The organism is Paenibacillus sp. FSL H8-0260 (assembly GCF_045040625.1).
Taxonomy (GTDB): Bacteria; Bacillota; Bacilli; order Paenibacillales; family Paenibacillaceae; genus Paenibacillus_AQ; species Paenibacillus_AQ odorifer.
The window spans coordinates 2,384,282-2,407,475 of the sequence record NZ_CP150298.1 but is presented as its reverse complement, the minus strand read 5'-3'; the positions used below and the strand labels follow the sequence as shown (position 1 = coordinate 2,407,475).

The following is a 23,194-nucleotide window of genomic DNA, read 5'->3' as shown; positions in this document are numbered from 1 at the left end:
CATATAAACTCATAGGCACAACCAATCAATATTATTCAGTTTATATATTTCTATTATAAAGCCTCCTATGGTACAACATAGATAAAGTAAGGCGCTATGACGGAGATGTCGGAATAATCGATCAATAGAAAGGATGAATACTTATGAACCAGCAGTGGAATACCCAAACCTATGATACTGATATGGCCTTTGTGTCTCAGTTTGGAGAATCATTGATTGAGCTGCTTCACCCACAGCCAGGCGAACAGATTATCGATTGGGGCTGTGGAACCGGGGATTTGGCGGCAGCCATTGCTGCTAGGGGTGCCACTGTGACAGGTATTGATGCCTCTGCCGAAATGATTCAGACAGCCCGTGACAAACATCCCCATCTAAGCTTTGTCTTAGCTGATGGGCAAACTTATGTCGCAGAACAGCCAGTCGATGCTGTGTTCAGCAACGCTGCCCTTCACTGGCTAACAGACGCAAACGGAGCGGCGGCGTCCATTGTTGCCAGCCTGCGGGTAGGCGGCCGTTTCGTGGCCGAGTTCGGTGGACTGGGCAATATTGCTTCCATCGTCGCTGGCCTTCCACAAGCTTTTGCAGCCATTGGCTGTAGTCATAAGCTGCATTTGCCCTGGTACTTCCCAAGTGTTGGCGAGTATGCAACTCTACTAGAGAAGCACGGACTGACCGTGGACCTCGCCCTTTGTTTTGACCGGCCAACACCACTGGAAGGCTTGGAGCAAGGATTTCAGCGGTGGCTGAATACTTTTGCCGATGGAATCTTAAGTGTGCTCACACCCACCGAACGCGCAGAAGTTCTCTCTTCTATGGAACAGAAATTGAAATCCAAGCTATATCAGGACGGCCGCTGGGTAATGGATTATCGCAGAATCCGGATTGTTGCTTACAAACGAAGCTAGAATAGATAAGAAATACTTCTCATGTTCAATAGTCAAAAAAAGAGTGCACTGGCGCTTAACACGCGCTAGCACACTCTTTTTACACGGGATCCTATTTTCTATCTCCAACGTACCGATCACTGCCAGCGCCAAGTCCCACAACCATCAACAGCACACTTGCACCCAGCAGTAAAATCAATGGCACCGTCCAGCTGTTCGTTACATCATGCAGCCAGCCGAATAATGCCGGTCCCATTGCTGCCAGTACATAACCCACAGATTGGGCCATTCCTGACAGCTCCGCCGCTTCTTGCGTGCTTCTTGTTCTTAGACTGAAGAACATCATCGCAAGACCGAAGGCAAATCCTCCGGCAATACCAAAGCATACCGCCCAGACAGCCATTAAAGCGCCGCTGCCTTGCCAGATGCCACCTAATGCGATGAAATAAAGAACAGCAGTGATTATAACTAGAATACGTTGGTTCTTCATCCGGCCTGCCCACAGCGGTACGAAGAAAGTAAAGGGTAGCTGTGCCAATTGCATGAGCGAGAGAAACCAACCCGCATTACTCGACGACATTCCCCGTTCACCGAGGAGAACCGAAAACCAGGCAATAAAGACGTAATAAAGCAGTGACTGTAAACCCATAAAGATCGTGACTTTCCAAGCAAGAGATGAACGCCACATATTTTTGCTAGAGGCTGCACTCTTAGAGCCGGTTCCTTGATTAAGCTTACGCATTTGCGGAATCCAGAACACTGTTGCTAGAGCTGCGATCATAAACCAGATGGCCAAGGTCCCTCTCCAACCGAATCCAGCATTCGTTGCCAGCGGTACACTAATACCTGAGGCAATAGCTGCGCATAAATTCATAGAAACTGTGTAGATACCTGTCATTAGCCCGATTTTGTGAGGAAACTTCCCTTTAATAAGACCTGGAAGCAGTACATTACACACGGCAATGGATAATCCAAGTATAGCAGTACCTGTGAACAACAGACCTGCTCCAGATCCCGAGCGAATTAGAATTCCCATAGCCAGCATGACCATGGCAACTAATAACACATTAGCTAAACCAAAACGGCGGGCCAGCTTTGGAGCAAACGGGGACAAGATGGCAAAAGCCAATAATGGTAAAGTAGTAATAGCTCCTGCTAGAGTATTGGATAAGCCGAGGTCATCCTGAATCAATTGTATTAATGGACCCACAGAAGTAAATGGAGCCCGCAGCGCTGCAGCGATAAAAATAATTCCCAGCACAAGCAGCCAGCGATCATATTTGCTGTCCATTAAGCTATTATTCTGAATGTGTCCTTCGCTTTGTGAAGCTTTCATCGTGTATCCTCCTAAATTACAAACAAATAACCCCGCCAAGCACAGAGCTTGTCAAGGATTTGAAATATTTTAAACACTATGAACCATCATCTACTATTCTATTAGAAGTTACAACCCTTAAGTAATTTTATACCCGAATTATTGACAAAACCGCTGACCATCTTTAGTATCCATATCATCGGGTAGTTGAGAATCAATTTCATTTGAACTCATATTTAAACCACAGAAAAGAGTGAACAGAATGCTTCGAAGGTTTTTTTCCTACTATCGTCCGTATAGAAAACTATTTATATTGGATTTCTCCTGCGCTGTTTTTGCGGGACTGCTAGAACTGGCTTTTCCGGTAGCCGTCAATAAATTTATTGATGATTTGCTTCCTGGTCAAGATTGGCCGCTTATTCTTATCGCTTGTGTTGCGCTGCTGGCGATTTACGCCTTAAATACGGTGATGCAGTATATTGTCACCTACTGGGGTCATATGCTGGGCATAAATATCGAAACTGATATGCGCAAAAAAATGTTTGACCATATTCAGAAACTCTCGTTCCGATTCTTTGATAATAATAAAACAGGCCATCTAATCGGAAGAATCACCAATGACTTAAATGATATCGGCGAAGTGGCGCATCACGGTCCTGAGGATGTATTTATTGCAATCATGACCCTTGTCGGAGCCTTTCTCCTAATGGCTGATATTAATCTGAAGCTGGCGATTATTACTTTTATTATCGTTCCAATTATGGCTTGGGTAATCATCTACTTCGGCCGCAATATGACTTCAACTTATCGCCAGCTATTTGGAAATGTAGGCAGTTTCAATGCCCGTATCGAAGATAATGTCGGCGGGATTCGGGTCGTGCAATCTTTTGCCAATGAGCAGCATGAACAAGAGCTATTCGCAGTAGATAATCAAATGTTCCGCAAAACAAAACTTATGGCTTATAAAATCATGGCTAGAAGCTTGTCCGTCAGCTATATGATGACCCGCCTCATTACTATCCTGGTGATGATCTGCGGCGCATGGTTCTTTATCAATGGCGAGCTGCAAATCGGTGAATTTGTGGCGTTTATCTTGTTGTCGAATATCTTCTTCCGCCCTATCGAGAAAATCAATGCCGTGATCGAAAGTTATCCTAAAGGAATTGCCGGCTTCAGACGTTATCTGGAGATCATTGACACGGAACCTGACATCAGTGACAAACCGGATGCCGTGGAGATCAACGCTTTGCGCGGTGATATTACATTCCAGGATGTATCTTTTGGATACGAAGAGAATCGTCCGGTTCTGCAAAATATAAGCCTTAACGTAAAGGCTGGCGAAACCATTGCCTTTGTTGGGCCGTCCGGCGCAGGCAAAACAACAATCTGCAGCCTGCTTCCGCGCTTCTATGATGTCACAGCCGGGGCCATCACGATTGATGGCATCGATATCCGTGACATGAAGCTGGAATCGCTGCGCAAACAAATCGGGATCGTGCAGCAGGATGTTTTCCTGTTCTCCGGGACAATTCGCGAGAATATCGCCTATGGGAAACTGGATGCAAAGCTGCCTGAAATCTGGGAAGCTGCGCGACGTGCTCATCTGGAGGAGCTCATTCAGAATCTGCCAGATGGAATGGAGACAGTCATCGGGGAGCGCGGTGTGAAGCTGTCCGGTGGACAAAAGCAGCGCCTGGCTATCGCTCGCATGTTCCTCAAGAATCCGCCGATTCTGATTCTGGATGAAGCTACTTCCGCGCTGGACACAGAGACCGAAGCCGCAATTCAGCAATCCCTGGCTGATCTGTCCGTAGGCAGAACCACACTCGTCATCGCTCACCGTTTGACGACGATCAAAAATGCCGACCGGATTATGGTCGTGAATGAAGAAGGAATCGCTGAACAAGGCAGACATGAAGAACTAGTCCATGCTGGTGGAATTTATAGCCGTCTGCATCAGGCGCAATATAACTTTTAAAAAGTATTTTGCCGCAGCTGGGCAAAAATGAAGCAAGCCTAGTCACCATGTTTTTGGCGACTAGGCTTGCTTTTTCGCGTAACTCCTCTATTTGCAGCAAACGTGATGCTTGATTAAGGAATTCCTCCCTGATTTTCTTTGGTTTATTGCTCTAATCCTTGCAATCAGGGAAAACCTCCCGCAAATTCACCCCAATTTGCTCATAATAGTGGAATTCAGGCGATATTTAGGGAGGATTTCCCTGAAAAGCTAAGTAACCAGCAAAAATTAGCTATTTTCAGGGAGGTTTTCCCTAAAAATTAAAAACGGCACAATTAAAGCTCAGTTCTCCTACTTTCGCTATTGCGGCTCTGTTCCCCATACCAGCACTCCGTTCCGATAAAGGGTCACCTTGTTCCAATCCGCATAAGCGGTCTGAAGTGAATTAAAAGAATAATCATTGGCCTCGTTAAAATTGCTCCAATCTGTCTTGTGTATCCGGGTCTGAATATCCCCGGAAGTTCCTCCAGCGACAAGCATGCCCGCACCTGCGTTGAATTTCACTTCCAAATAGTAATCTGCTCCCGTTCGGGGCGTGTCCAGCTTTACAAAGCTGCCTGCTACCTTGCTGTTGCCGATCTGGGCATAATCACAGAAAAAGGATTGCGGCTTGTCTCCATCGATCGTATACCAGTAACGGATGCTCAGCTCGCTAAGATCGACTGCAGTTGTGCCGTTATTTTTAATATTAAAATAGGGCTTCATCTGGTTGTCATTTGGGTTAGTATCCGCTGTCCGATACGCCACTGCAAGCCCGGTGACCGGTTCGACAGGCCCCGATCCTTGCGGTGTAGCCATCGCTTGTACAGAATTGCTGCTCGTACCCGCACTATTGACAGCATTCACAACATAATAATAAGTCGTTCCGTTGCTAACCGCCGCATCGCTATAGCTCGTCCCGGTAGCCGTAGTCAGAGTGGTATAAGGGCCACCACTCGTAAGTGACCGTTTCACCGTATAGGAAGTCGCGCCCGCCGAGGTGCTCCAGCTAAGATTCACGAGCCCATTGCCTGCAGCTGCATTCAAGTTAGCAGGAGCTGCTGGAACTACGGGAGCTGCCACTGTCTCCAATACAGACCAATAAGCTGGCTTGGACTGAAGGCGCTCATCGAACAATAAAGGCCAATTGTTACGGGCTACCGGATAGGTACGCAGCCAAGTATTACTGTCATCCTTCCCCCAGAGAGTGACATTCGTGACCGTATCCGTGTGCCGCAGGAAGATTTCAAATAATGATTTGTATAAAGCCGCTTGGCGCTGCTTCAAATTATCAGGGAAGGTCTCATAAGCTTGAGAATTATCAGAATACACACTAATATCCAGCTCAGTAATATGAGTTTCCAGCCCTAAAGCCTTGAATTTGATAATCGAATTCTCGATTTCAGAGAGCGAAGGATAATACAAGCTGATATGTGTTTGATGCCCTACTCCGTCAATAGGAACCCCTTTAGCCTGAAGTCGTACGATTAGATTGTATAGTGCTTGGCTTTTGGCTGGCTCATGCGTATTGTAGTCATTAATGAACAGTTTTGCGTTAGGATCAGCTTCATGAGCGAACTGGAATGCCTTCTCAATATACTCTTCACCCGCGATCTGGTACCACAGGCTGCGGCGCATGCCATCCGATTGCGAAGTATCAATCACTTCATTAACGACATCCCAAGCATAGATTTCACCTTTATAACGTTCCATAACAGTCTTAATATGACTCTTCATCCGTTCATATAACACCGTTTTGGAGACCAAATTACCACTGGCGTCACGGAATACCCAATCCGGTGTCTGCGAATGCCAAACCAGGGTATGCCCACGTACCTGCTGTCCATTTGCGGTGGCAAAAGCTACTGCCGTATCAGCTTCAGCGAAATTAAACACACCTTCCTGCGGCTCCGTGCTGTCCCATTTCAGAACATTTCCTGGCGTTACACTATCAAAATGCTTGGCTAACAATTGCCGATCCGGAGCTGTCAGCAGCTCACTATTCGTAAACGCCGAGCCGATCAGAAATTTGTTTGCAAACACATCCTTTAGCGAAGGAATCGCATCTTCGATGACAATTGGACCGAGATCCGGTAGCTTTTCCAATCGAAAATCATCCAAATAAAAAGAAGTTGTCGCGCTACCCGGCACTTCAAAATAAATAGAAAGCTGATCTGCCGGCTCCAATAGCTTGTACTGCGCCTGCAGCTTCACCCAACCGTTCGCTGTCACTGCACCAAAGGTCAAATTGTCATAATGAATGGTAGAAGGTAATGTCCGCTGCAATGACATATAGATATTCGCGTTAGATGATCCGGCAGGCAGCTTCACCCATCCAATAAACACATAAGTTTGTCCCACTTCCAGCTGGCTAGTCACATCCAGTGAAGGTCCATGCCACGTTTTTGTTCGGCCGCTTACCTCCAGGCCATATGTGCCGCTGCGTGCCGCATCTGTTTTGGCTGTAAGCACCTCAACTTCCCCACGTCCACTCCAGCCCTGAACAGTGCCATCTTCAAAATCGCTTTGCTGAATAAGCGTGTTCTCCGCATGTGCGGGTGCAGCCCAATACACAGGTACAAGCAAACATAAAACCAAAACAAAATTAAGCGCTTTCAAAAAAGTTCTTTTTTTCATCGCTTCGATTCTCCCTTCTGAATTAGGTTCGAACCTTATGGCTTCGTTTCTTCCTGTTCCCCGATACCGCTCGGGCCACACCACCTTTCTCATAAAAAAAATCAGAGCCTATCCTCAGGAGGAACCAAGCTAGGCAGGTCATCCGTGAAGTATGGGTTCTATATCGCCATAATATCACATTTGTTTCCATTTATGGAATGAAAATAAATTATTTTCGATCTTATTTTACTTAAGCTGAACGGATCTGCGTTATCAGCTCCATTTAGCGCCGAAAAAACCCAAGAGACGACACCATTATGGTGTTGTCTCTTGGGTTACATAACATGCTGACTGAATGTACGGAAATTTTACCGTACAATTCGGTATTTCCAGCTGGATCAGCTCATTATACGGGAGTTCTACCGTTCATTTCGCCACTTCCAGCTGGATCAGCGCATTGTACGGGAGTTTTACCGTACATTTCGGCGTTTCCAGCGGGATCAACGCATTGTACGGGATTTCTACCGTACAATTCGGCATTTCCAGCTGGTTCAGCGCATTGTACGGGAATTTTACCGTACAATTCGGCATTTCCAGCTGGTTCAACGCATTGTACGGGATTTTTACCGTTCATTTGGACGTTTCCAGCGGGATCAGCGCATTGTACGGGATTTTTACCGTTCATTTCGGCATTCCTGGTATGTACAAGAACATTATGCTAGTCAGCTATTGATTTTTCTTTCGTTACTATCATGATCAGTAGTAAAAAAATCAAAACTAGTTGAATACCTAAATATATTATAGGAAAAAAATAGATAAGACTTATCTGATCAAAGTCAGGCTTAATATCAAAAAAACTTAAACCAACAACCCCTGAACCACTTGACTCTTTTCCTTGTAATTCTTTTAAATAAAATAGAATTCTCATGCTAGGAACAATACTAATAACTAACCAAGAAATGTTGTACCTAAGCTTTTCCGTCTTTAAAGCTATCTTGCAAGACACATTCAGGAGAATTATTGGGGCTGCATACATTATAAACATTTGTTTTACTACTTCTACTTCCAACTTCCCCGTTTTCATTCCCAAAAGGTAGATAATAATTAAATGCAAGAAAACAACAATGGTGACTTGTAGGAGTACTTTCATCCTTGTGCTTCTTAATTCACCTTTCAATCTATCACCTCTCACAAGTTATATTCTATTTTCTATAATTTTACAATGAAAAAATGGAGATACTGAGATACAACAACAAATAAAAAGAGAGCCGTGTGGTGAACACGACTCCCTCTTCATATAAACCGCATCAGTAGCGGCATATTTGCAAGGAGCTTAGCAATAAGCTGTCATCCTTGATTTATTTTTTAGCAATATGAACCTTCAGCTGCTTGCCCTTCACGGTGGTCTCTCTCATCGCTTGCAGCACCATTGCGCCTTTACCGTTCAAAATATCCACGTAGGTCACATTGTCCTGAATCGAGATAATCCCGATATCTTCGGCGGACATACCTTCAAGCTTTGCTATTGTGCCGACAAAATCCACGGCTCTTAGCTTCTTTTTCTTGCCGCCGTTGAAGTATAGCTTCATAATCTCTTTGTTTAAGCTTTCGCTTTTGTCCTTCTTGCGGACAGGCTGCTTATTGATCTTCTGCTCGAACGCTTCCTTTGCGTAGGCCACTGCGTCGTCCGAAGGAGCTTTCATATGCGGAATGCTGAAGCCAATATAGCTTTCGATTTCAGTTACCCACTTCTGCTCATTCGGAGTGACAAAAGTGATCGCTTTACCTGTCTTGCCTGCACGCGCGGTTCTGCCCGTACGATGCACGTAGCTTTCTTTTTCCAGTGGAATATCGTAATTAATCACATGGGTGATATTCTCGATATCAATCCCTCTAGCCGCCACATCGGTAGCGATTAAATAGCGGAATTGCCCTCTTTTAAAAGCATTCATGACCTCAAAGCGCTCATCCTGCTCCATACCCCCGTGGATCTTATCACAAGGATATTCCAGATCCGCCAGTCCTCTGAATACAGCATTCACCTGCTCCTGCGTACGGCAAAAAATAATACAGCTATCCGGATTCTCCACCGTAATGATATCGCTTAGCAAAGAGAATTTGGCAGCTTGTCTCACTTCAATCAATGCATGTTCAATCGTAGCTGTCGTAATTCCACTTGCCTGAATCTCGATATCCGTTGGATCGTTCATATATTTTAGGCACAAATTCTTAATGACTTCGGGTAAGGTAGCTGAGAATAACATCGTTACTCGCTCTTTGGGCAGCTGCTTGATGATCTTCTCGATCTGCTCAATAAAGCCCATACTCAGCATTTCGTCAGCTTCATCGATGATCAAATATTTGATTCGATTTAGCGGAAGTGTGCCTCTTTCAATATGGTCAAATACGCGTCCAGGCGTACCTACGACAACATGTGTTTTTTGCGTAAGCTCTATCTTTTGAGGGGCAAAGGGCTGCTTGCCGAAGAGAGCAACTGCTTTAATCCGTTTAAAACGTCCGATGTTCGTAATATCCTCTTTCACCTGCATCGCAAGCTCCCGAGTTGGCGTAAGAATCAAAGCCTGCGGCTTATTCTCCACCCAATCCACCAGATCGCAAAGCGGAATACCATAAGCTCCCGTCTTGCCACTGCCTGTTTGCGATTTCACAATCAGATCCTTTTGCCGCAAAGCCACAGGAATTACCTTGCTCTGTACCTCCGTAGGTGTCATAAATTTCAGAACATCCAGTGCTTTAACTATCTCTTCGTCTAACTCATAATCTCTAAATTGCAATTCACTCATCGTTCAACCTCTTCTATGCCGATTGTTCTGGTTAAAGCGGAAACTCCGCGATCCTTCCATCTTGTGCATACTTATCATTATAGCAGTTATTGGCGTCCTTGATTCCATTCCTTATAGAACTGGTCCAGAAAATTCAACATGAAATCATGCCGTTCTTCCGCTAACTTGCGTCCATAAGCCGTATTCATTAAGAATTTTAGTTTCAACAGCTTCTCATAAAAATGATTCACAGCCGTCCCTTTGCTATAATCCCTGTATTCCTTCTGCAGCGACTCCTCGCGTGGAGAAACTTCCGGATCATAAGCCGGACGTCCCTTTGCGCCTGAGAAAATAAAGGTTCTGGCAACGCCAATCGCGCCAAGTGCATCTAGTCGATCTGCATCCTGCACCACTTGACCTTCCAGAGTCTGCATAGGTTCTCCTCCACCACCACTAAAAGACATCGTTTCAACGATCAGCATGATATGACGAATTTGCTCCTCCTCTGTAAGGTTTGCCGTAAGCCAAGTGTGGACTTTAAGCAGACCTGCTTCTTTTGACGGATTAAGCTTCTCATCTGCAACATCATGCAGCAAGGCTGCCATCGTACAGATAAAAACATCCGCACGCTCGATCTCAGCAATTTCACATGCCGTGCTGCGGACCCGATGGGTGTGCCACCAGTCATGCCCCGTAGTATCTTGTCCTAGTTGTTCTTTCACAAATTCTTCCGCCCGGGCTATTATTAAAGGTTGATTCATCGTCAACAAGCTCCCCTCACCTATGAAATATCGAAGCCCTATTATAGCTGATTGCCTGTCCATTCGCCTACTAAAAATCTTTGTTATAACAAATTCTTACTTGCACGGCTCCAAATGATCCGCTATAATCGGCAGTAATCAAAATGTCGAAGGGAATTGATTCTGATGAACACCATAACAATCATGCTGAATCAACTTCATTATTATCACAAACAGCGTTAGCAACCCTGAAATTCTCAGGGAGGCTAACGCTACTCGCGTTGGCCTCCCTGCGGCATAGATCACGCGCAGGACCATGAGGTCCTGCGCGTTTTTTTATTTCTAAACTATGCCAATTCAAAGGAGCTACTAACGATGCAAAACATTAAAGGAACTTATGATTACTTCGGAAAAGAGCAGGCGCTCAGAAAGAACATTCAAAATACGCTGCAGGATTTGTTCGAACTCTATGATTTTGAATCCATGGACACCACATTATTAAATGAACTGGAGTTATTAACCTCGAAATATGCAGGTGGGGATGAAATTCTCAAGGAGATGTACCAACTCACCGATCAAGGAAACCGCAAGCTGGGCTTACGATATGATCTGACCATCCCTTTTGCCAAAGTGATCGCCTTAAATCCTGGAATAGTGTTTCCCTTCAAGCGTTATGAGATCGGAAAAGTATTCCGTGATGGTCCCGTGAAACGTGGGCGCCTGCGTGAATTTCTGCAATGCGATGTTGATGTTGTTGGTATTTCAGGACCTGAGGCGGAAGCTGAATTGATGCAGCTGGCCACAGAAGCTTTTCGCAAGCTGGACATCCCGATCATCCTAAAATGGAACAACAGACGTTTTCTCGGTGAGATCCTGGAATCGATTGGTGTACCTGCCGAGGACCAACTGTCCGTTATGCTAACCTTGGATAAATTAGAAAAAATCAACCTCGTCGGCGTGAAAAATGAATTGATCAGCAAGGAAATCGAATCTGCAACCATCGCTGCTATTCTAGAGCTTATTGAAATGGACAATCCAAGCTTTGAGCAGTTATGCGAAAAATATAGTCTTACCGGACAACCGGGAGCAATGGAGGTTCTTGTCCTGCAAAAGCTGCTCCAAGACATTCAGCTGCAGCAGACTTGCCGTTTCGATCCCTTCTTATCCCGCGGGCTTTCTTTCTACACTGGAACCGTCTACGAGATCTTTGATGCATCCGGTTCCTTTACCTCAAGCTTGGGTGGTGGAGGCAGATATGACGCTATCATCGGACAGCTAGTGGGCAGAGAGGATATTCAATATCCGACGGTTGGCTTATCTTTTGGTATGGAGTCTATCATGGCGCTCCTTGCAGAACGTCCTATCCAAGAGCGCAAGACAGCAGAGGTTATGGTCATTCCGGTTGGCGAGACGCTCCCACAGGCTTTAATTGCAGCCGCCGAGCTCCGTGCCTGTTCTATCCGGACCAGTCTGGTATCCGGTAAAAGAAAACTTAAAAAGCAACTCGCCACAGCCTAAAAGACCCCGCCGGCGACCGGCGGGGTAAAGTCTATATATAAGGGAGGTTATACATGTACTATAACCCTGCAAGCTTAATATTTTATGAAAAAGAGATAAGGATTCCCTTAATTCATTTCAAACCCCTAGATCTTAAACTTATCTACTAACCCCTGAAGCTCTTTGGCACTTTGAGTATTTTCATCGGCCATAGTAACCTCTAGGAATGTTTTTTCCACGATATCCGCCGTTTTCACCGCGATATCCTGAATCCCTATAGCTCCTTCGTTTACTGTAGCAGCTACCTCATTAACGGCAATATTAATACTCGATATGGCCATACTCAAATGATCGGCTGCGCTCTCGAATTGTTTTAACAGCGTATTTACAGTAGCAGCATCACTGTTGTATTGCTGACTTACCTCAGTTAATCGTTCATAATCTGCTAGGACATTCTGGTCAATAAAAGAAAGTAATGCCTCAGAATTCTCCTTCATGGATTCAACAGAGGAATATACACCTGTTACCACACCTTGAATTCCGGCCGCAATCTTAGACGACTTCTCAGCCAACTTCCGAATCTCACCAGCTACAACCGCAAAACCTTTACCTGCCTCCCCCGCTCTTGCCGCTTCTATAGCTGCATTCAGGGCCAGCAGATTGGTCTGACTGGCAATGGATAGAATCGTATCCGTCAGTACATTAATCTCTGCAATCGCGCTCGACTGCTCAATCGCTTTTTCCATATCGATTCGCACGGATTCATAAATTTGTTTAGCATTCGTCGTAGATTCTGTTGCCTCATCCTGAAGAGTCAGCGCCCGCTCACTAATTTGTCTAGAAACGGCAGCGCCTTCCTTCACATTATTGGTGATCCCGGATACATTGTTATCAATTTCAGTAATTGCTGCTGTCATTTCCTCTGTGGAGGCTGCGGTCTCTTCCATACCTGCCGATAGCTGCTGCGTAGTCGCTGAATTATCGTGGGCATTTTCCCGCACATCTATAGACAGCTTCTCCAGCGTTTCTGCATTTTCAAGCACTTTGGACGAGATCGTAATTAAACTTCCAGCCATCTCACGAAGTGTAGCCCGGGTGCTGAACATCGCTTTGGCGATCGTCCCTGTCTCATCTTTGTTTTTAGTCAAATACTCATACTCTGAGTCATGCGTCAAATTCAATTCTGCCGTTTTATTAATCATGTCCGTTAGTTTAACAATCGGAGAAGAGATTTTTTTAGCAAAATAAAGAGCAATCAGCAAGGCAATAATCAAACTTCCCACACCAAGAAATAAGTTGAAATTTCTCATATCAGTGACAGGTTTCACGATTTCATCGAGGTCTGCGGTTAATACAAGCAACCAGTGCGTCTCAGATAAAACTGTATAGGTTGATTTTTTTTCCACACCATTATATGTATTATTGAGCAGGCCATCCGCTACCTTCTCACCAGATTTCACACGCTCCATAACAGCTGCGATCTGCGTATTCTCAATAGGCTGACCAATTTGTGTTTTATCCGGATAATATAATTTATTGCCGTTCTCATCCAGTAAATAAGCGTAAGAGCTCGTCGTGTTTACCACTTTGGTATCGGCCAAATACTTAATCATACTATCTGCGGAAACAGCTGATGCAATAAATCCAATCATCTTTCCATTACTCTTTACGGGCTGTACAAAAGCCACTACATAAGCTCCTGTAGATTTTGATTTCAGCGTTTCACTGATCACAGGCTCAGCCGTCTCCATTACTCTTTTCGTATAATCTCTTTCACTAAAATCTGTCCCTATAAGCTTAGTATCACTGTCAGCCACACTAATACCTTTCATATCACTGACTAGAATGTGCTCAAGGTTTCCTGCTTCCTCCACAATGCTTTGTAGACTGGCGTTCACCTCATTCTGAAGCTTATCTCCTTTGTTAACTCCACCATTCCCAGCTTGCAGCAGTAGATCAACAATTTCCGAACGGCTCGCAATAAGCTCTGTGCTTCTCCGCTCTTTTGCTATCATGGCTGATATAGTCTGAGCTTTGTTCGTATTGACCTGCTTCATAGAATTCTCAGTAAGATTCACAATCGCCTGAGTTGATTTCAAATACGTAAATATCCCCATTACAGAAATACATAAAAGGGTCACACCTATCATAACAAGTGATAACTTTAGGCGAATCTTCATATTCTTTTCATCCTTCCGACTGCTTGTTCATTTGCGAACAATGAAATTGTAAATAATACAATTACTATCGGGTGGCAAAGTTGAATAGTGAATATAAATCGCGCAAAAATAAGAAATATATCATAAAATGTCGAAAATTTTCATGTAAATGAATAAAATATCACAGCTTTTAGGTCATATATCCTTCACAAGATGGTTAACAAGGCCTGTCATCTGTCCTAGAAGAACTAGGTGGTTCTAGCTGAGAGACCGTATTCGCTTGCATTAATGCACCCTCACTTAACAGTCGTTTAGTTCTACTACGTAAAAATAGACCAGACATCGCAGCGAGTATTTGTTGGAATAACATCCCCGAAATTACTGGAAGCGCGACAGCAGGAGGAAAATATTTCACCGCTAATACAGCTCCTGCACTTAAATTCCGCATACCCGAATTAAACTGCACCGCAACGGAATCTTCATAACTAAAGCGGAAACGGCGTGACACCAAAGCTCCGATCACATAGCCAAGCACAACGGTTATGAAGGTCACTCCAATAATGATCGCTAATTTGCCATCCGGATGTTTCAGATAACGGGCAATGCTGGCCCCATTAATAGAAACAACTACAAACAATCCGACTTTAACAAACGGAGCAAGCGGCGGACCACATACCGTATTTACTTTCCCTTTTGTCCATTGATTCAGCAGCATCCCAACTACAGAAGGAATGACTACCATCCATAGCAGCCCTTTCATCATATCGCCTAGCTGAATTTCAACACTCGCTCCCATCAGCAAATATAAGGTACCCGGGACAACAATGGGCGACAAGAGCGTATCAATCAGAATAAGCGCCAATGTCAGCGCAATATTCCCTCCGTACATCGACACCCATACCACACTTACAACACCTGTAGGAATCGCGAACAACAATACATAACCAGTTACTGTATATGGATCTCCCGGAAAAAAAGCCATGGCTGCAAGCCAGCCGATCAGCGGCATTACAATATGTAAAATTACCATTAGAATAATCAGCTTCTGAGGTTTCAGAAGTACCCCCAACAGATCCTTTAGGTTGGACTTCAAGCTACCGATCAGCGTCATTACAGCAAAAATCCAGGGCACGAGACCTGTGAACGGCAGCAGTCTGCTTTCGTTAAGTACGCCGACCACGATGGCCGTGGGTGTTAATAACGGCATAATCTTTTCTAGAACAACATTAGATTTGATGAGTCCATTTCTTATATTAGCAAACACTTGGCAGTACACCTTATGTATGAAGCTCATACATCCCTTATCTTTGTTTTTTATTAAGTCTACCATAAAAAAATAGGAACCAATTCTTAAATTGGTCCCTCGAATTAATCTATATAGAGTGTTAAACTTCTATGCCTTGTGGAAACAATGCATCCAGTGCTGGGCAGGGTTGCTTATCCAAAAACTGTGCCAATGGCGCTGGCATATTATTGTATAAATCTTTTAGTGAAGTTCCTTGATAAATGTTGCCGATAATCACCGGATGGCAAAGCTCTGAAATCAAAATGTCGCCATTTCCATGCAGATGAAGCTGCTTCTTCCCCTCAATACAGTGAGGAAAATACACACCTGGCTGCTCTTCGAACCCAAGGGCGTCCATAAAGCGGTCCATACAGGTGAAATACAGAATCGTATCTTCTTTCTTCCGTGCGATCAGCTCGCTCACTGCATTCTTTAATTGTTCCCGTGCAGCTATAGACTTCCAACCCGTATGATCCATGATAATACTGTTCTGAATTTCATGTGTGCGCACGCCCATTGCGTAGACATGATCGCTGATCTCCTTCATATTATCCTGGGTTTCACTGAACAGCAGCGTCTCCAGTACGGTATCCACACTTGTTGCAGCGAATAGGGTAATATTTTCTCTTATTTTTTCATAGATGCTTGGATGAATATTATAATATTTTGAGAAAGCTTCCGCAGTAGTAAAATTGAAGGAAATATGTATAGTCGTTAATCCTGCGGAGACCAATTGGCCAATTCGTTCAGCATTTAAAAGACTGCCGTTGGAATTTAACTGTGTCTGAATCCCTCTGGATGCGCAGTAGGTTACAATTTCCACACAGTCATCGAATTTCAGCGTCACTTCTCCACCTGATAAGCGTACTCTTTTAAGGCCTGGAAGTTCGTCCAGAATGCGGATGACCTCTTTTGCTTTGATGCTTTGTCCATCATTTCTATTATATGCACAGCAATAATCGCAGCGGAAATTACAGTTCGAAGTTACCCCTATTTCTAACCCTTCCAGCTCATAAGTAAGCGGTTTGTCGAGCTCTAATGCTTTATATCTCATACTCTAAAGTCCTCCTGAAAAATAATGAATTTAGTTCAAAAGTTCAACCTTAGAGATTATATAGGTTTATGGCTTAGGTTAATGTGAGTTTTATAACATTCGAATTGCCAGCTATAACAGCTAACGATCGTGACTACGGAAATATCCGTTCTTCCAACCGGATTTTTCTCCAGTTTCCTTTGTTATTACCGTATCAATTGGTAATTTTACATTACTTTCACTCTGGATTATATAGACCATTTTAAATTAAAGGAGCTTCTATATGAAGAAAGAACGGTACTCTCGAAGCGCATTCCTGAATCTCTCCTTCATTCGATTATGTTAATCATTGACAGATTTTCATAAGATCTTATATACTAATAAAGAGCCAAAATATAGTATTTTTGGTAAAAAAGGAGGATTATGATGATATTCCGAAAAATTGCCTCATTAGTACTGATTAGTTCTTTACTTCTTGGATCAACAGGTGTTGTAAGCGCTTCAAGTAGCAACAACAACGATGTCGAAGCACAGATTAGTAAGATTTATCAAGAAAGAGCGGATCTACTGGGAGAACATAAGGCTGGCTACGAAATAGAATATGAAAAGCTAGGGAAGGAACTAGAATCTTTGGGGGTAGATTTTTTAACTCCAGAGGAAGCACAAGTTGTAATAGCACAAAAAAAATCCTTAGGAACAGACAGCTCACAAATACAACCATTTGTTGATTTACCGGCGAGCACAAACATTGTTTGGTCTAGTTTCCGGTCTAACTGGGTCAAAAATGGGGTTACATATGAAGTTCAACATGTAACGGCAGAATCTAATGCTCAAAATTCTGCACTCAAAAATACGGGAGTAACGTTTCTTTCAAACTCAAATTCGTTGCAAGCGGGGGTTTCCAATCTTTTGGTGTCAGCTGCGACAACTACTCTTGGTTCATTTAATAGTTATGTAGGTGCTACCATAACTATATATGACGCGGTAAAGAACTTTATTTCTGATTCTAACTTTAGTAAAACAACTACAGTCAAAAATATTTCGGCGAGTTATACTTGGAACTGGTACGAATCAGTAGATTTTATGTTTATAAAAGAAGCTAGCAAGTCTGATTCTTATCAAAGTTTAGCATTAATTACTAGTACAGTTAGCGGCGCTAGTGCATATTCTATTCCTACGTTTAGCTATGCTTCAACAACTGGTGCCACAACAAATGCAACAATAAATCAGGGATCATCGAAACAATTTAGTTATACTGCCCTGTATCATAGAGATTCTTCTGCCGCAATAAATTATTATCTCAGCGGGCCTACTGCAACTTCTTTCATAACAAAAATTACTCTTACCGGGATTGATGGTAAAACCGTTCAAACTATTACCCCTGCTATGCCTATGGGTATGGGTTATTTATTGTAATAGATTTCAATTATTTGAAGTTGAGATTTGCGTCAAAGCGTTTTTGACGTAAATCTCAACTATTTTAATTTGGAGGGGAATTATGAGATTAAAGAAACCTATAACCTTAATTTCAGTTGTACTATTTTTAGTGCTAATAGGTGTTGCTTTGTTTTTATATAACTACAATTTCCCGAAAAAGGTTAACGTAGAACGTACTGCCGTCGTGTTCACCCTTAACAACTCTGCTTCAGCTAAAAGTACCATAATTAAGGTTAATGGGACACTATATAAACCAATATTTGGTCAAAAGAAATTTGTTGGAAATGTCTCAATAGATGCCTATGACTTCACAAAAGATCAAGAGGTCACTGTATATATCACTAAAAGAAATAAAGGCATAAATATGAGTACTCTATTTTATCTAGACTCCTCCGCACCATACGAAATAAATCAATACGCTCTAATGTGGTTTGATGATAAATTTGAAAACATCAATATTTGGCCATCTACTAACTGGATAGATGTTAAAGAGAAGAATTTGGCTTTCATTGCTACGGGTTCTAATTATGAACAAGCATTACAAACTCAAATAATGATGAGAAAGAAATTTGGTGATATGTTTGTTCCTCATGAATATGATTCGTTAGTTAAATGACTTGAGTATTGCGATTAATGGAATTGATCCGATCAATAGAAAAGCCCTCTGCAGATGCAGAGGCCAATAAAGAACTTACAATTTTTCTGTGCTACTGCTTAATGAACGATAAAACACAACACCTGCTCCGAACTTCGGACTGGTTTCGTATTTTTGGTCTCTTTATGCCCTCAGTTGTGTTCACCTCCAACACTCGAAAGATTGGCGTTAAACGCTTATGAAGACAGCAATCGGCTGCCAGTTACGGAGGCTAATTATCCACGCCATCCATTTATCCATTTTTTCTTGAGATTTTGCATGTGCATAGTTATATCGTTGAGTGTAACCTCTGTATCTAAATAACGTTCTTCATACTTTGGTATTAAAAGATACTCGCAAGCAGCGGCATAGCAGTCCAATTGTTCAACACTCTCGTCTGATATTCTCTCTAAACAGTTGCATTCTGCCCATAAAAAAACCTTAGGTAGATAAAACACCCACCTTCAATAGTATTTATTCTATAGAGAACAGAAAAAACCTATCGCCTCCAAAGAGGCGATAGGTTTAACCTTCGCGGTACCACTCTTTTTGATCGTTGCTGCTTACTCTACTGACTTCCCCATCTCGTTCCAGACAGGCTGTCCGATCAGACCTAAACGCCAGATTGCAATTCCTTTAAGGCCATAACGTTTAGCAAGTCCTACCTTCGAATTCACTGAAGATTCGTTTTCGCTATACACAGAGATCCCGAGGATCAGCTTATCCTTACTCACTTGCTGAAGCGCAAGCCGGATGCCTTCATCAACTAAACTCATCGGCTCTGGAACTTTTTTCTCTTGTAAATAATCGTACGCCATAATGACCAAATCATCTGCAAGTGTTCCTAAAGTTTTGTAATCATAACCTTTATAAGAACTATTTAATGGATGAAGAATAACGGTAAGTTTAAGTCCTGCTGCATGTGCTTTTTGTGATAGGTTTTTCACAAAAGCATTGTAATCCGCTTGCACCTTCGCCTTATCACCTGTTAGACCTAGGCCCTCCAGATCCAGGGTAATGCCTTGGAATCCTTTTTGCGTTGCAAGATCTACGATTCCAGTAATCGTCTGTTCTTGAAGCTGCTTATCTTCCAGGTTCTTAGTTAATTCTGATGCGGTATCTCCAGAGAAGACCATCAGATAAGGAGCTGTTCCACCTGCCGTTGCATTCGTGACAATTGATTCTGGTGTTACGTCACCAGCCGCCTGAGGCCATTTGAAATCAGTCCCCGTTGTGGTGAATTGCCCGCTTTTATCAATCCCACTCCAACCGAAGGCCACAGCATCAAAATTAGGAAGTAAGGAAATCTCACTATAAGAACTCAGCGCATAGAAACCAAGAGTGTACAGCTCAGTCTTCGGCGAAGTAATAGATACGGTCTTCGTGGATTGATTCCAAGCTACACCCGCACCAAACTGCTGGCCAAAGAAGCTAAGGGGAATCATCGTTGTATCCCGGATCGTTTGCGGAGCAACTCCTAACTTCACAACCGCGCCGTTAACACCTGCATTTTTGCTGCCAAGGGTCAGGGTTACGACTTTGGTCCCTGCAGTATCTGTTTTGGTAGCCGTAATTTTCTTCTGCGCTTGATTCCACTCGACATTAATTCCCAAAGCTTCAGATATAGCTCGGAATGGCACCATCGTTGTTCCGCTCATCACAACAGGTTCTACTGGAAAGGGTAGTGGATAACCATCCAGCACAATACTAACTCCACCAGCTGTAGCTGCCTGTGTGGTATTTTGGAATAACGCCGTGGTGCCTCCTAGCGAAATAGCCATACATAATACTAATTTACCGATTCGCTTATTCATGAATGTTAAGTCTCCCTCTTCTATGATATGCAGTCTAATCTTGTAAACTCTTATATGTCCTCTACCATTTTACCAAAGATTATCCAATTGTAAAATTAATAGATTGTCATCTTTGAGCTTCGAAATTATTTGTCATATTAGAAGAGGTCGGCAAAATTACATAAACACGCTCAAAAAGGTTCCCACTGCTCGTTCAACATCTACATCCACTGCAACTTGTATGGGTTTACCCACTTTTGGCTGAGCCCGCAAGTCCGCTACGACCATTCCCGATGTAAACTCACCTTTATGCTCCACACGAACATTCATCTCTTTGTAGGTTACTAGATCTGGTTGCAGCGCAACCATAAGTGCGAGTGGATCATGCAGCGGTGCGCTGTTGATCAAAAAGTTCGCTTCACGATAGAAATTAAAATAATGAGTAAGCGATTGTTCCATAAACGAAATGATCGCTTTATTTTCTTCACGTCCAAAACGGTTTAATAAATCGATATGCTCTTGTGTAATCCGCGTCTTAAGCGTAACGTCTAGACCTACCATCATAACAGGAAGCCCAGATGTAAATACATGATCAGCAGCTTCCGGATCCCCAGCAATATTCGCTTCCGCAACCGGTGTTCTATTGCCGGGATTGAAGATCGTACCGCCCATCACCACTACTTTTTTCAAAGTATTCTTAATACCAGGGTCTATATCAAGCGCCATTGAAAGGTTGGTTAAATGTGCCAGTGTGACTAATACAATCTCTCCGGGATTCTCATTAGCCATCCGAACAATAAACTCAGATGCAGTTTCGCTAATGGGACGCTGGCTGGATGGAGCAATTTCCACATTGCCAATACCGTTCTCACCATGCACATGAGTGGCGTAGCCTGAGTGTTCACGAACAAGTGCCTTGGATGCTCCGATCGCTACAGGAATCTCATAACCGGGCTTAGCAAGCTCAATTAGCCGCAGTGAATTGTCCGCCGCCTTTTCGACCTCAATATTTCCAAAAACGGTTGTAATTCCTTCTACAATTACGTTTGGAGCACGTAAGGCATATAGAATCGCCAGTGCATCGTCAATACCTGTATCTGCATCAATAATAATTCGTGTTTTGCTCATTTATGTTCTCTCCCATTATGTTTTTTCATAAAAACTATCATATCACGGCCAACGAGGATCGCTCAATTTTTATTCAATTCCTGTTCTTTAAAAGCATCAATAAACCGCTCAGGATCACACTCTATCAAATAAGCATACACGCCCTTACTCGTGTGGAGATAGAACATACCACCCATATCCCCCATTGAGCGATAAGACATATCGAAAATATCTTTTAGCGGGAATTCCCGATGACGAGTTACAATTCTATCTTGATACAGATACATTAGCCGATTGGAAGCAACACTTCGTTGTTCTCCATCCCTAATTTCCCGTTGTATCTTATAATACGGAAGCTGAGCTACCCATTTCATTTGCAGTCCTCCTGCATGTCGTAATGGACTCCATTTTATTATTCTTTTTACCCTATTGCAAAATAAAGAAGCTTAACGATCCCATTAGCGGAATCATCAAGCTTCAGTAATCACCGTTTATTTCGTTGTATAAGCTGCGGCTGCCTTACAAAAGCGTTCCAATGCCTCAACTAACGTGGATCTCGGACAAGCCAGATTAATCCGCAGATGGCCTTTGCCTTCTGTTCCGAAAACAGAACCTTCATTAAACGCAACTTTAGCTTCTTTGTACATCAGCTGCTTCAGACCGTCTATTTCCAAGTTCAGTTCGCGGCAATCCACCCAGAGCAGGTAGGTTCCTTGCGGCTGCATCACATGAACCTGTGGTAAATGCTCCGCCAAATAGCTGACCGTATAATCCACATTATCTGATACATATTGTAACAGCTCATCCAGCCATTCTTCTCCGTCATTGTAAGCGGCTTGTACCGCTCCTTGCGCAAAGAAACTAGCCATATGTAAGCTCAAGGCTTTCATTTTTTGATCGAATTTACGTTTCAATTCCGGATTCGAGGACACGATAAAAGAGGATTGAAGTCCCGGAAGATTGAAGGTTTTGGTCGCGGCAAGTGTAGTTAACGTAATATTGGCAATTTCCTCAGACAAGGATGCAAAAGGAATATGCTCATACCCTGGAAGCGCCAAATCACAATGGATCTCATCAGAGATTACTGTCACTCCGTGACGCAAGCACAGTTCACCGAGCTTCAACAGCTCTTCTCTTTCCCATACTCTACCGCCTGGATTATGCGGACTGCATAACAGCAGCAGCTTCGCGCCCCCCAACATCAGCCCTTCTAACTGCTCATAATCCATCTCAAAGCGCCCATTACGGACGATAAGCGGATTTTTGGCAACCTTCCGGTCATTCATCTGAATGACATCATAGAAGGGATAATAAACTGGCGATTGTAAAATAACCTCGTCCCCAGGCTCAGTAAACAGTTCAACAGAGAGACTTAAGGAAGTTACAATTCCGGGAGAATCTGAAATCCACTCCGGTTTGATCTGCCAATCATGCCGTCTTTTAAACCATGACGTGATGGCTTCTTTATAAGTATCACTAGGTACACTATAACCGTAAACTCCTTGTTCTGCGCGGCGCAGAATGGCTTCCTTCACTGCAGGAGGACTTTCAAAATCCATGTCTGCCACCCAAAGCGGCATAATATCCTTCTCACCGAATAACTTCTCGGATTGGTCCCATTTGTAAGAGCTAGTATTACGGCGGTCAATTACGCGATCGAAATCATACTTCAACTAAAGTCACCTCATCCTTATAAACTTATCTTTTATTGTATCATGAGGAAACCGATATAGCATCTTAAGATAGAATCAAAAGAATTCACATAAATAGATGATTAATTTCAAGTCGTTAGGCGATAGAAAAACAATAGAATGTTAGCATCACCTTGATTAAAAAATGAACTTGTTCGATTGCTGCTTTTTTGAAAGCCAGTAAATACTCTGAGTAAAGAGGAAGACCTTCGTTCGTCCTCCTC

At 43.2% G+C, this 23,194-nt stretch carries 18 protein-coding genes; 6 read left to right on the top strand and 12 right to left on the bottom strand.

Features of this window, described 5'->3' with window-relative positions:
* The first annotated feature begins 143 nt into the window (after window positions 1-143).
* Window positions 144-905, top strand: coding sequence for a methyltransferase domain-containing protein (locus MHI51_RS10460; protein WP_076276366.1), 762 nt, complete (start codon window positions 144-146; stop codon window positions 903-905).
* 91 nt (window positions 906-996) lie between these two features.
* Here the strand turns inward: MHI51_RS10460 and MHI51_RS10455 are convergent, their stop codons facing one another.
* A complete protein-coding gene (locus MHI51_RS10455) occupies window positions 997-2,175 on the bottom strand; it encodes an MFS transporter (protein ID WP_248549329.1) in 1,179 nt (392 codons plus the stop codon).
* A 286-nt stretch (window positions 2,176-2,461) separates the two neighbouring features.
* Between MHI51_RS10455 and MHI51_RS10450 the strand changes: the two genes are divergently transcribed.
* Window positions 2,462-4,177 (top strand): ABC transporter ATP-binding protein, encoded by a 1,716-nt coding sequence (locus tag MHI51_RS10450; RefSeq protein WP_076125049.1) that lies wholly within the window; start codon window positions 2,462-2,464, stop codon window positions 4,175-4,177.
* A 339-nt stretch (window positions 4,178-4,516) separates the two neighbouring features.
* Here MHI51_RS10450 and MHI51_RS10445 read toward each other — a convergent pair whose 3' ends face one another.
* Window positions 4,517-6,832, bottom strand: coding sequence for an endo-1,4-beta-xylanase (locus tag MHI51_RS10445; protein WP_341001978.1), 2,316 nt, complete (start codon window positions 6,830-6,832; stop codon window positions 4,517-4,519).
* Window positions 6,833-7,166: 334 nt separating this feature from the next.
* Here MHI51_RS10445 and MHI51_RS10440 point away from each other — a divergent pair, with 334 nt between their 5' ends.
* Window positions 7,167-7,544 (top strand): hypothetical protein, encoded by a 378-nt coding sequence (locus MHI51_RS10440; protein WP_405173846.1) that lies wholly within the window; start codon window positions 7,167-7,169, stop codon window positions 7,542-7,544.
* On the opposite strand, the gene MHI51_RS10435 is transcribed toward MHI51_RS10440, so the two are convergent.
* The 3 genes from MHI51_RS10435 to MHI51_RS10425 all read right to left on the bottom strand — a co-directional run bounded on the left by MHI51_RS10435 (window position 7,530) and on the right by MHI51_RS10425 (window position 10,355).
* On the bottom strand, window positions 7,530-7,988 hold the full coding sequence (locus MHI51_RS10435) for a hypothetical protein (RefSeq protein ID WP_076219371.1): 459 nt from the start codon (window positions 7,986-7,988) through the stop codon (window positions 7,530-7,532). The two genes, MHI51_RS10440 and MHI51_RS10435, sit on opposite strands and share 15 nt — an antisense overlap.
* A gap of 181 nt (window positions 7,989-8,169) precedes the next feature.
* Window positions 8,170-9,615 (bottom strand): DEAD/DEAH box helicase, encoded by a 1,446-nt coding sequence (locus tag MHI51_RS10430; RefSeq protein WP_405173845.1) that lies wholly within the window; start codon window positions 9,613-9,615, stop codon window positions 8,170-8,172.
* Window positions 9,616-9,701: 86 nt separating this feature from the next.
* Window positions 9,702-10,355, bottom strand: coding sequence for an HD domain-containing protein (locus MHI51_RS10425; protein ID WP_076184328.1), 654 nt, complete (start codon window positions 10,353-10,355; stop codon window positions 9,702-9,704).
* 354 nt (window positions 10,356-10,709) lie between these two features.
* Between MHI51_RS10425 and MHI51_RS10420 the strand changes: the two genes are divergently transcribed.
* The gene (locus MHI51_RS10420) at window positions 10,710-11,852 is read left to right on the top strand and encodes an ATP phosphoribosyltransferase regulatory subunit (RefSeq protein ID WP_405173844.1); all 1,143 of its coding nucleotides are present in this window, start codon (window positions 10,710-10,712) and stop codon (window positions 11,850-11,852) included.
* A gap of 125 nt (window positions 11,853-11,977) precedes the next feature.
* Here MHI51_RS10420 and MHI51_RS10415 read toward each other — a convergent pair whose 3' ends face one another.
* The 3 genes from MHI51_RS10415 to MHI51_RS10405 all read right to left on the bottom strand — a co-directional run bounded on the left by MHI51_RS10415 (window position 11,978) and on the right by MHI51_RS10405 (window position 16,329).
* A complete protein-coding gene (locus MHI51_RS10415) occupies window positions 11,978-14,011 on the bottom strand; it encodes a methyl-accepting chemotaxis protein (RefSeq protein WP_076219368.1) in 2,034 nt (677 codons plus the stop codon).
* 196 nt (window positions 14,012-14,207) lie between these two features.
* A complete protein-coding gene (locus MHI51_RS10410; RefSeq protein ID WP_076276373.1) occupies window positions 14,208-15,254 on the bottom strand; it encodes a bile acid:sodium symporter family protein in 1,047 nt (348 codons plus the stop codon).
* 121 nt (window positions 15,255-15,375) lie between these two features.
* Entirely contained in the window at window positions 15,376-16,329 is a 954-nt protein-coding gene (locus tag MHI51_RS10405) for a radical SAM protein (protein WP_038569765.1), read from the bottom strand.
* Window positions 16,330-16,731: 402 nt separating this feature from the next.
* On the opposite strand from MHI51_RS10405, the gene MHI51_RS10400 reads away from it, so the two are divergent.
* Both MHI51_RS10400 and MHI51_RS10395 read left to right on the top strand, forming a co-directional pair.
* Window positions 16,732-17,724, top strand: coding sequence for a hypothetical protein (locus MHI51_RS10400; RefSeq protein WP_339247713.1), 993 nt, complete (start codon window positions 16,732-16,734; stop codon window positions 17,722-17,724).
* A gap of 82 nt (window positions 17,725-17,806) precedes the next feature.
* Window positions 17,807-18,361 carry a hypothetical protein gene (locus tag MHI51_RS10395; protein WP_076276375.1) on the top strand — a complete coding sequence of 185 codons (555 nt, stop codon included), beginning with the start codon at window positions 17,807-17,809 and terminating at the stop codon, window positions 18,359-18,361.
* Window positions 18,362-18,942: 581 nt separating this feature from the next.
* Here MHI51_RS10395 and MHI51_RS10390 read toward each other — a convergent pair.
* The 4 genes from MHI51_RS10390 to MHI51_RS10375 form a co-directional block, all read right to left on the bottom strand.
* Window positions 18,943-20,193: a stalk domain-containing protein gene (locus MHI51_RS10390; protein ID WP_405173843.1), complete on the bottom strand. Its 1,251-nt coding sequence runs from the start codon at window positions 20,191-20,193 to the stop codon at window positions 18,943-18,945.
* A gap of 156 nt (window positions 20,194-20,349) precedes the next feature.
* Complete coding sequence (locus tag MHI51_RS10385) at window positions 20,350-21,300, bottom strand: nucleoside hydrolase (protein WP_076276377.1); 951 nt, start codon at window positions 21,298-21,300, stop codon at window positions 20,350-20,352.
* Between the two features lie 62 nt (window positions 21,301-21,362).
* The gene (locus tag MHI51_RS10380) at window positions 21,363-21,653 is read right to left on the bottom strand and encodes a hypothetical protein (RefSeq protein WP_076276378.1); all 291 of its coding nucleotides are present in this window, start codon (window positions 21,651-21,653) and stop codon (window positions 21,363-21,365) included.
* A 117-nt stretch (window positions 21,654-21,770) separates the two neighbouring features.
* Complete coding sequence (locus MHI51_RS10375; RefSeq protein WP_076125027.1) at window positions 21,771-22,952, bottom strand: MalY/PatB family protein; 1,182 nt, start codon at window positions 22,950-22,952, stop codon at window positions 21,771-21,773.
* Window positions 22,953-23,194 lie beyond the last annotated feature (242 nt).

Bases quoted from the DNA above. Each gene is read 5' to 3' on its own strand.
- MHI51_RS10460 (WP_076276366.1), top strand. From the start codon at position 144: ATGAACCAGCAGTGGAATACCCAAACCTATGATACTGATATGGCCTTT.
- MHI51_RS10455 (WP_248549329.1), bottom strand. From the start codon at position 2,175: ATGGACAGCAAATATGATCGCTGGCTGCTTGTGCTGGGAATTATTTTT.
- MHI51_RS10450 (WP_076125049.1), top strand. From the start codon at position 2,462: ATGCTTCGAAGGTTTTTTTCCTACTATCGTCCGTATAGAAAACTATTT.
- MHI51_RS10445 (WP_341001978.1), bottom strand. From the start codon at position 6,832: ATGAAAAAAAGAACTTTTTTGAAAGCGCTTAATTTTGTTTTGGTTTTA.
- MHI51_RS10440 (WP_405173846.1), top strand. From the start codon at position 7,167: ATGTACGGAAATTTTACCGTACAATTCGGTATTTCCAGCTGGATCAGC.
- MHI51_RS10430 (WP_405173845.1), bottom strand. From the start codon at position 9,615: ATGAGTGAATTGCAATTTAGAGATTATGAGTTAGACGAAGAGATAGTT.
- MHI51_RS10425 (WP_076184328.1), bottom strand. From the start codon at position 10,355: ATGAATCAACCTTTAATAATAGCCCGGGCGGAAGAATTTGTGAAAGAA.
- MHI51_RS10420 (WP_405173844.1), top strand. From the start codon at position 10,710: ATGCAAAACATTAAAGGAACTTATGATTACTTCGGAAAAGAGCAGGCG.
- MHI51_RS10415 (WP_076219368.1), bottom strand. From the start codon at position 14,011: ATGAAGATTCGCCTAAAGTTATCACTTGTTATGATAGGTGTGACCCTT.
- MHI51_RS10405 (WP_038569765.1), bottom strand. From the start codon at position 16,329: ATGAGATATAAAGCATTAGAGCTCGACAAACCGCTTACTTATGAGCTG.
- MHI51_RS10400 (WP_339247713.1), top strand. From the start codon at position 16,732: ATGATGATATTCCGAAAAATTGCCTCATTAGTACTGATTAGTTCTTTA.
- MHI51_RS10395 (WP_076276375.1), top strand. From the start codon at position 17,807: ATGAGATTAAAGAAACCTATAACCTTAATTTCAGTTGTACTATTTTTA.
- MHI51_RS10390 (WP_405173843.1), bottom strand. From the start codon at position 20,193: ATGAATAAGCGAATCGGTAAATTAGTATTATGTATGGCTATTTCGCTA.
- MHI51_RS10385 (WP_076276377.1), bottom strand. From the start codon at position 21,300: ATGAGCAAAACACGAATTATTATTGATGCAGATACAGGTATTGACGAT.
- MHI51_RS10380 (WP_076276378.1), bottom strand. From the start codon at position 21,653: ATGAAATGGGTAGCTCAGCTTCCGTATTATAAGATACAACGGGAAATT.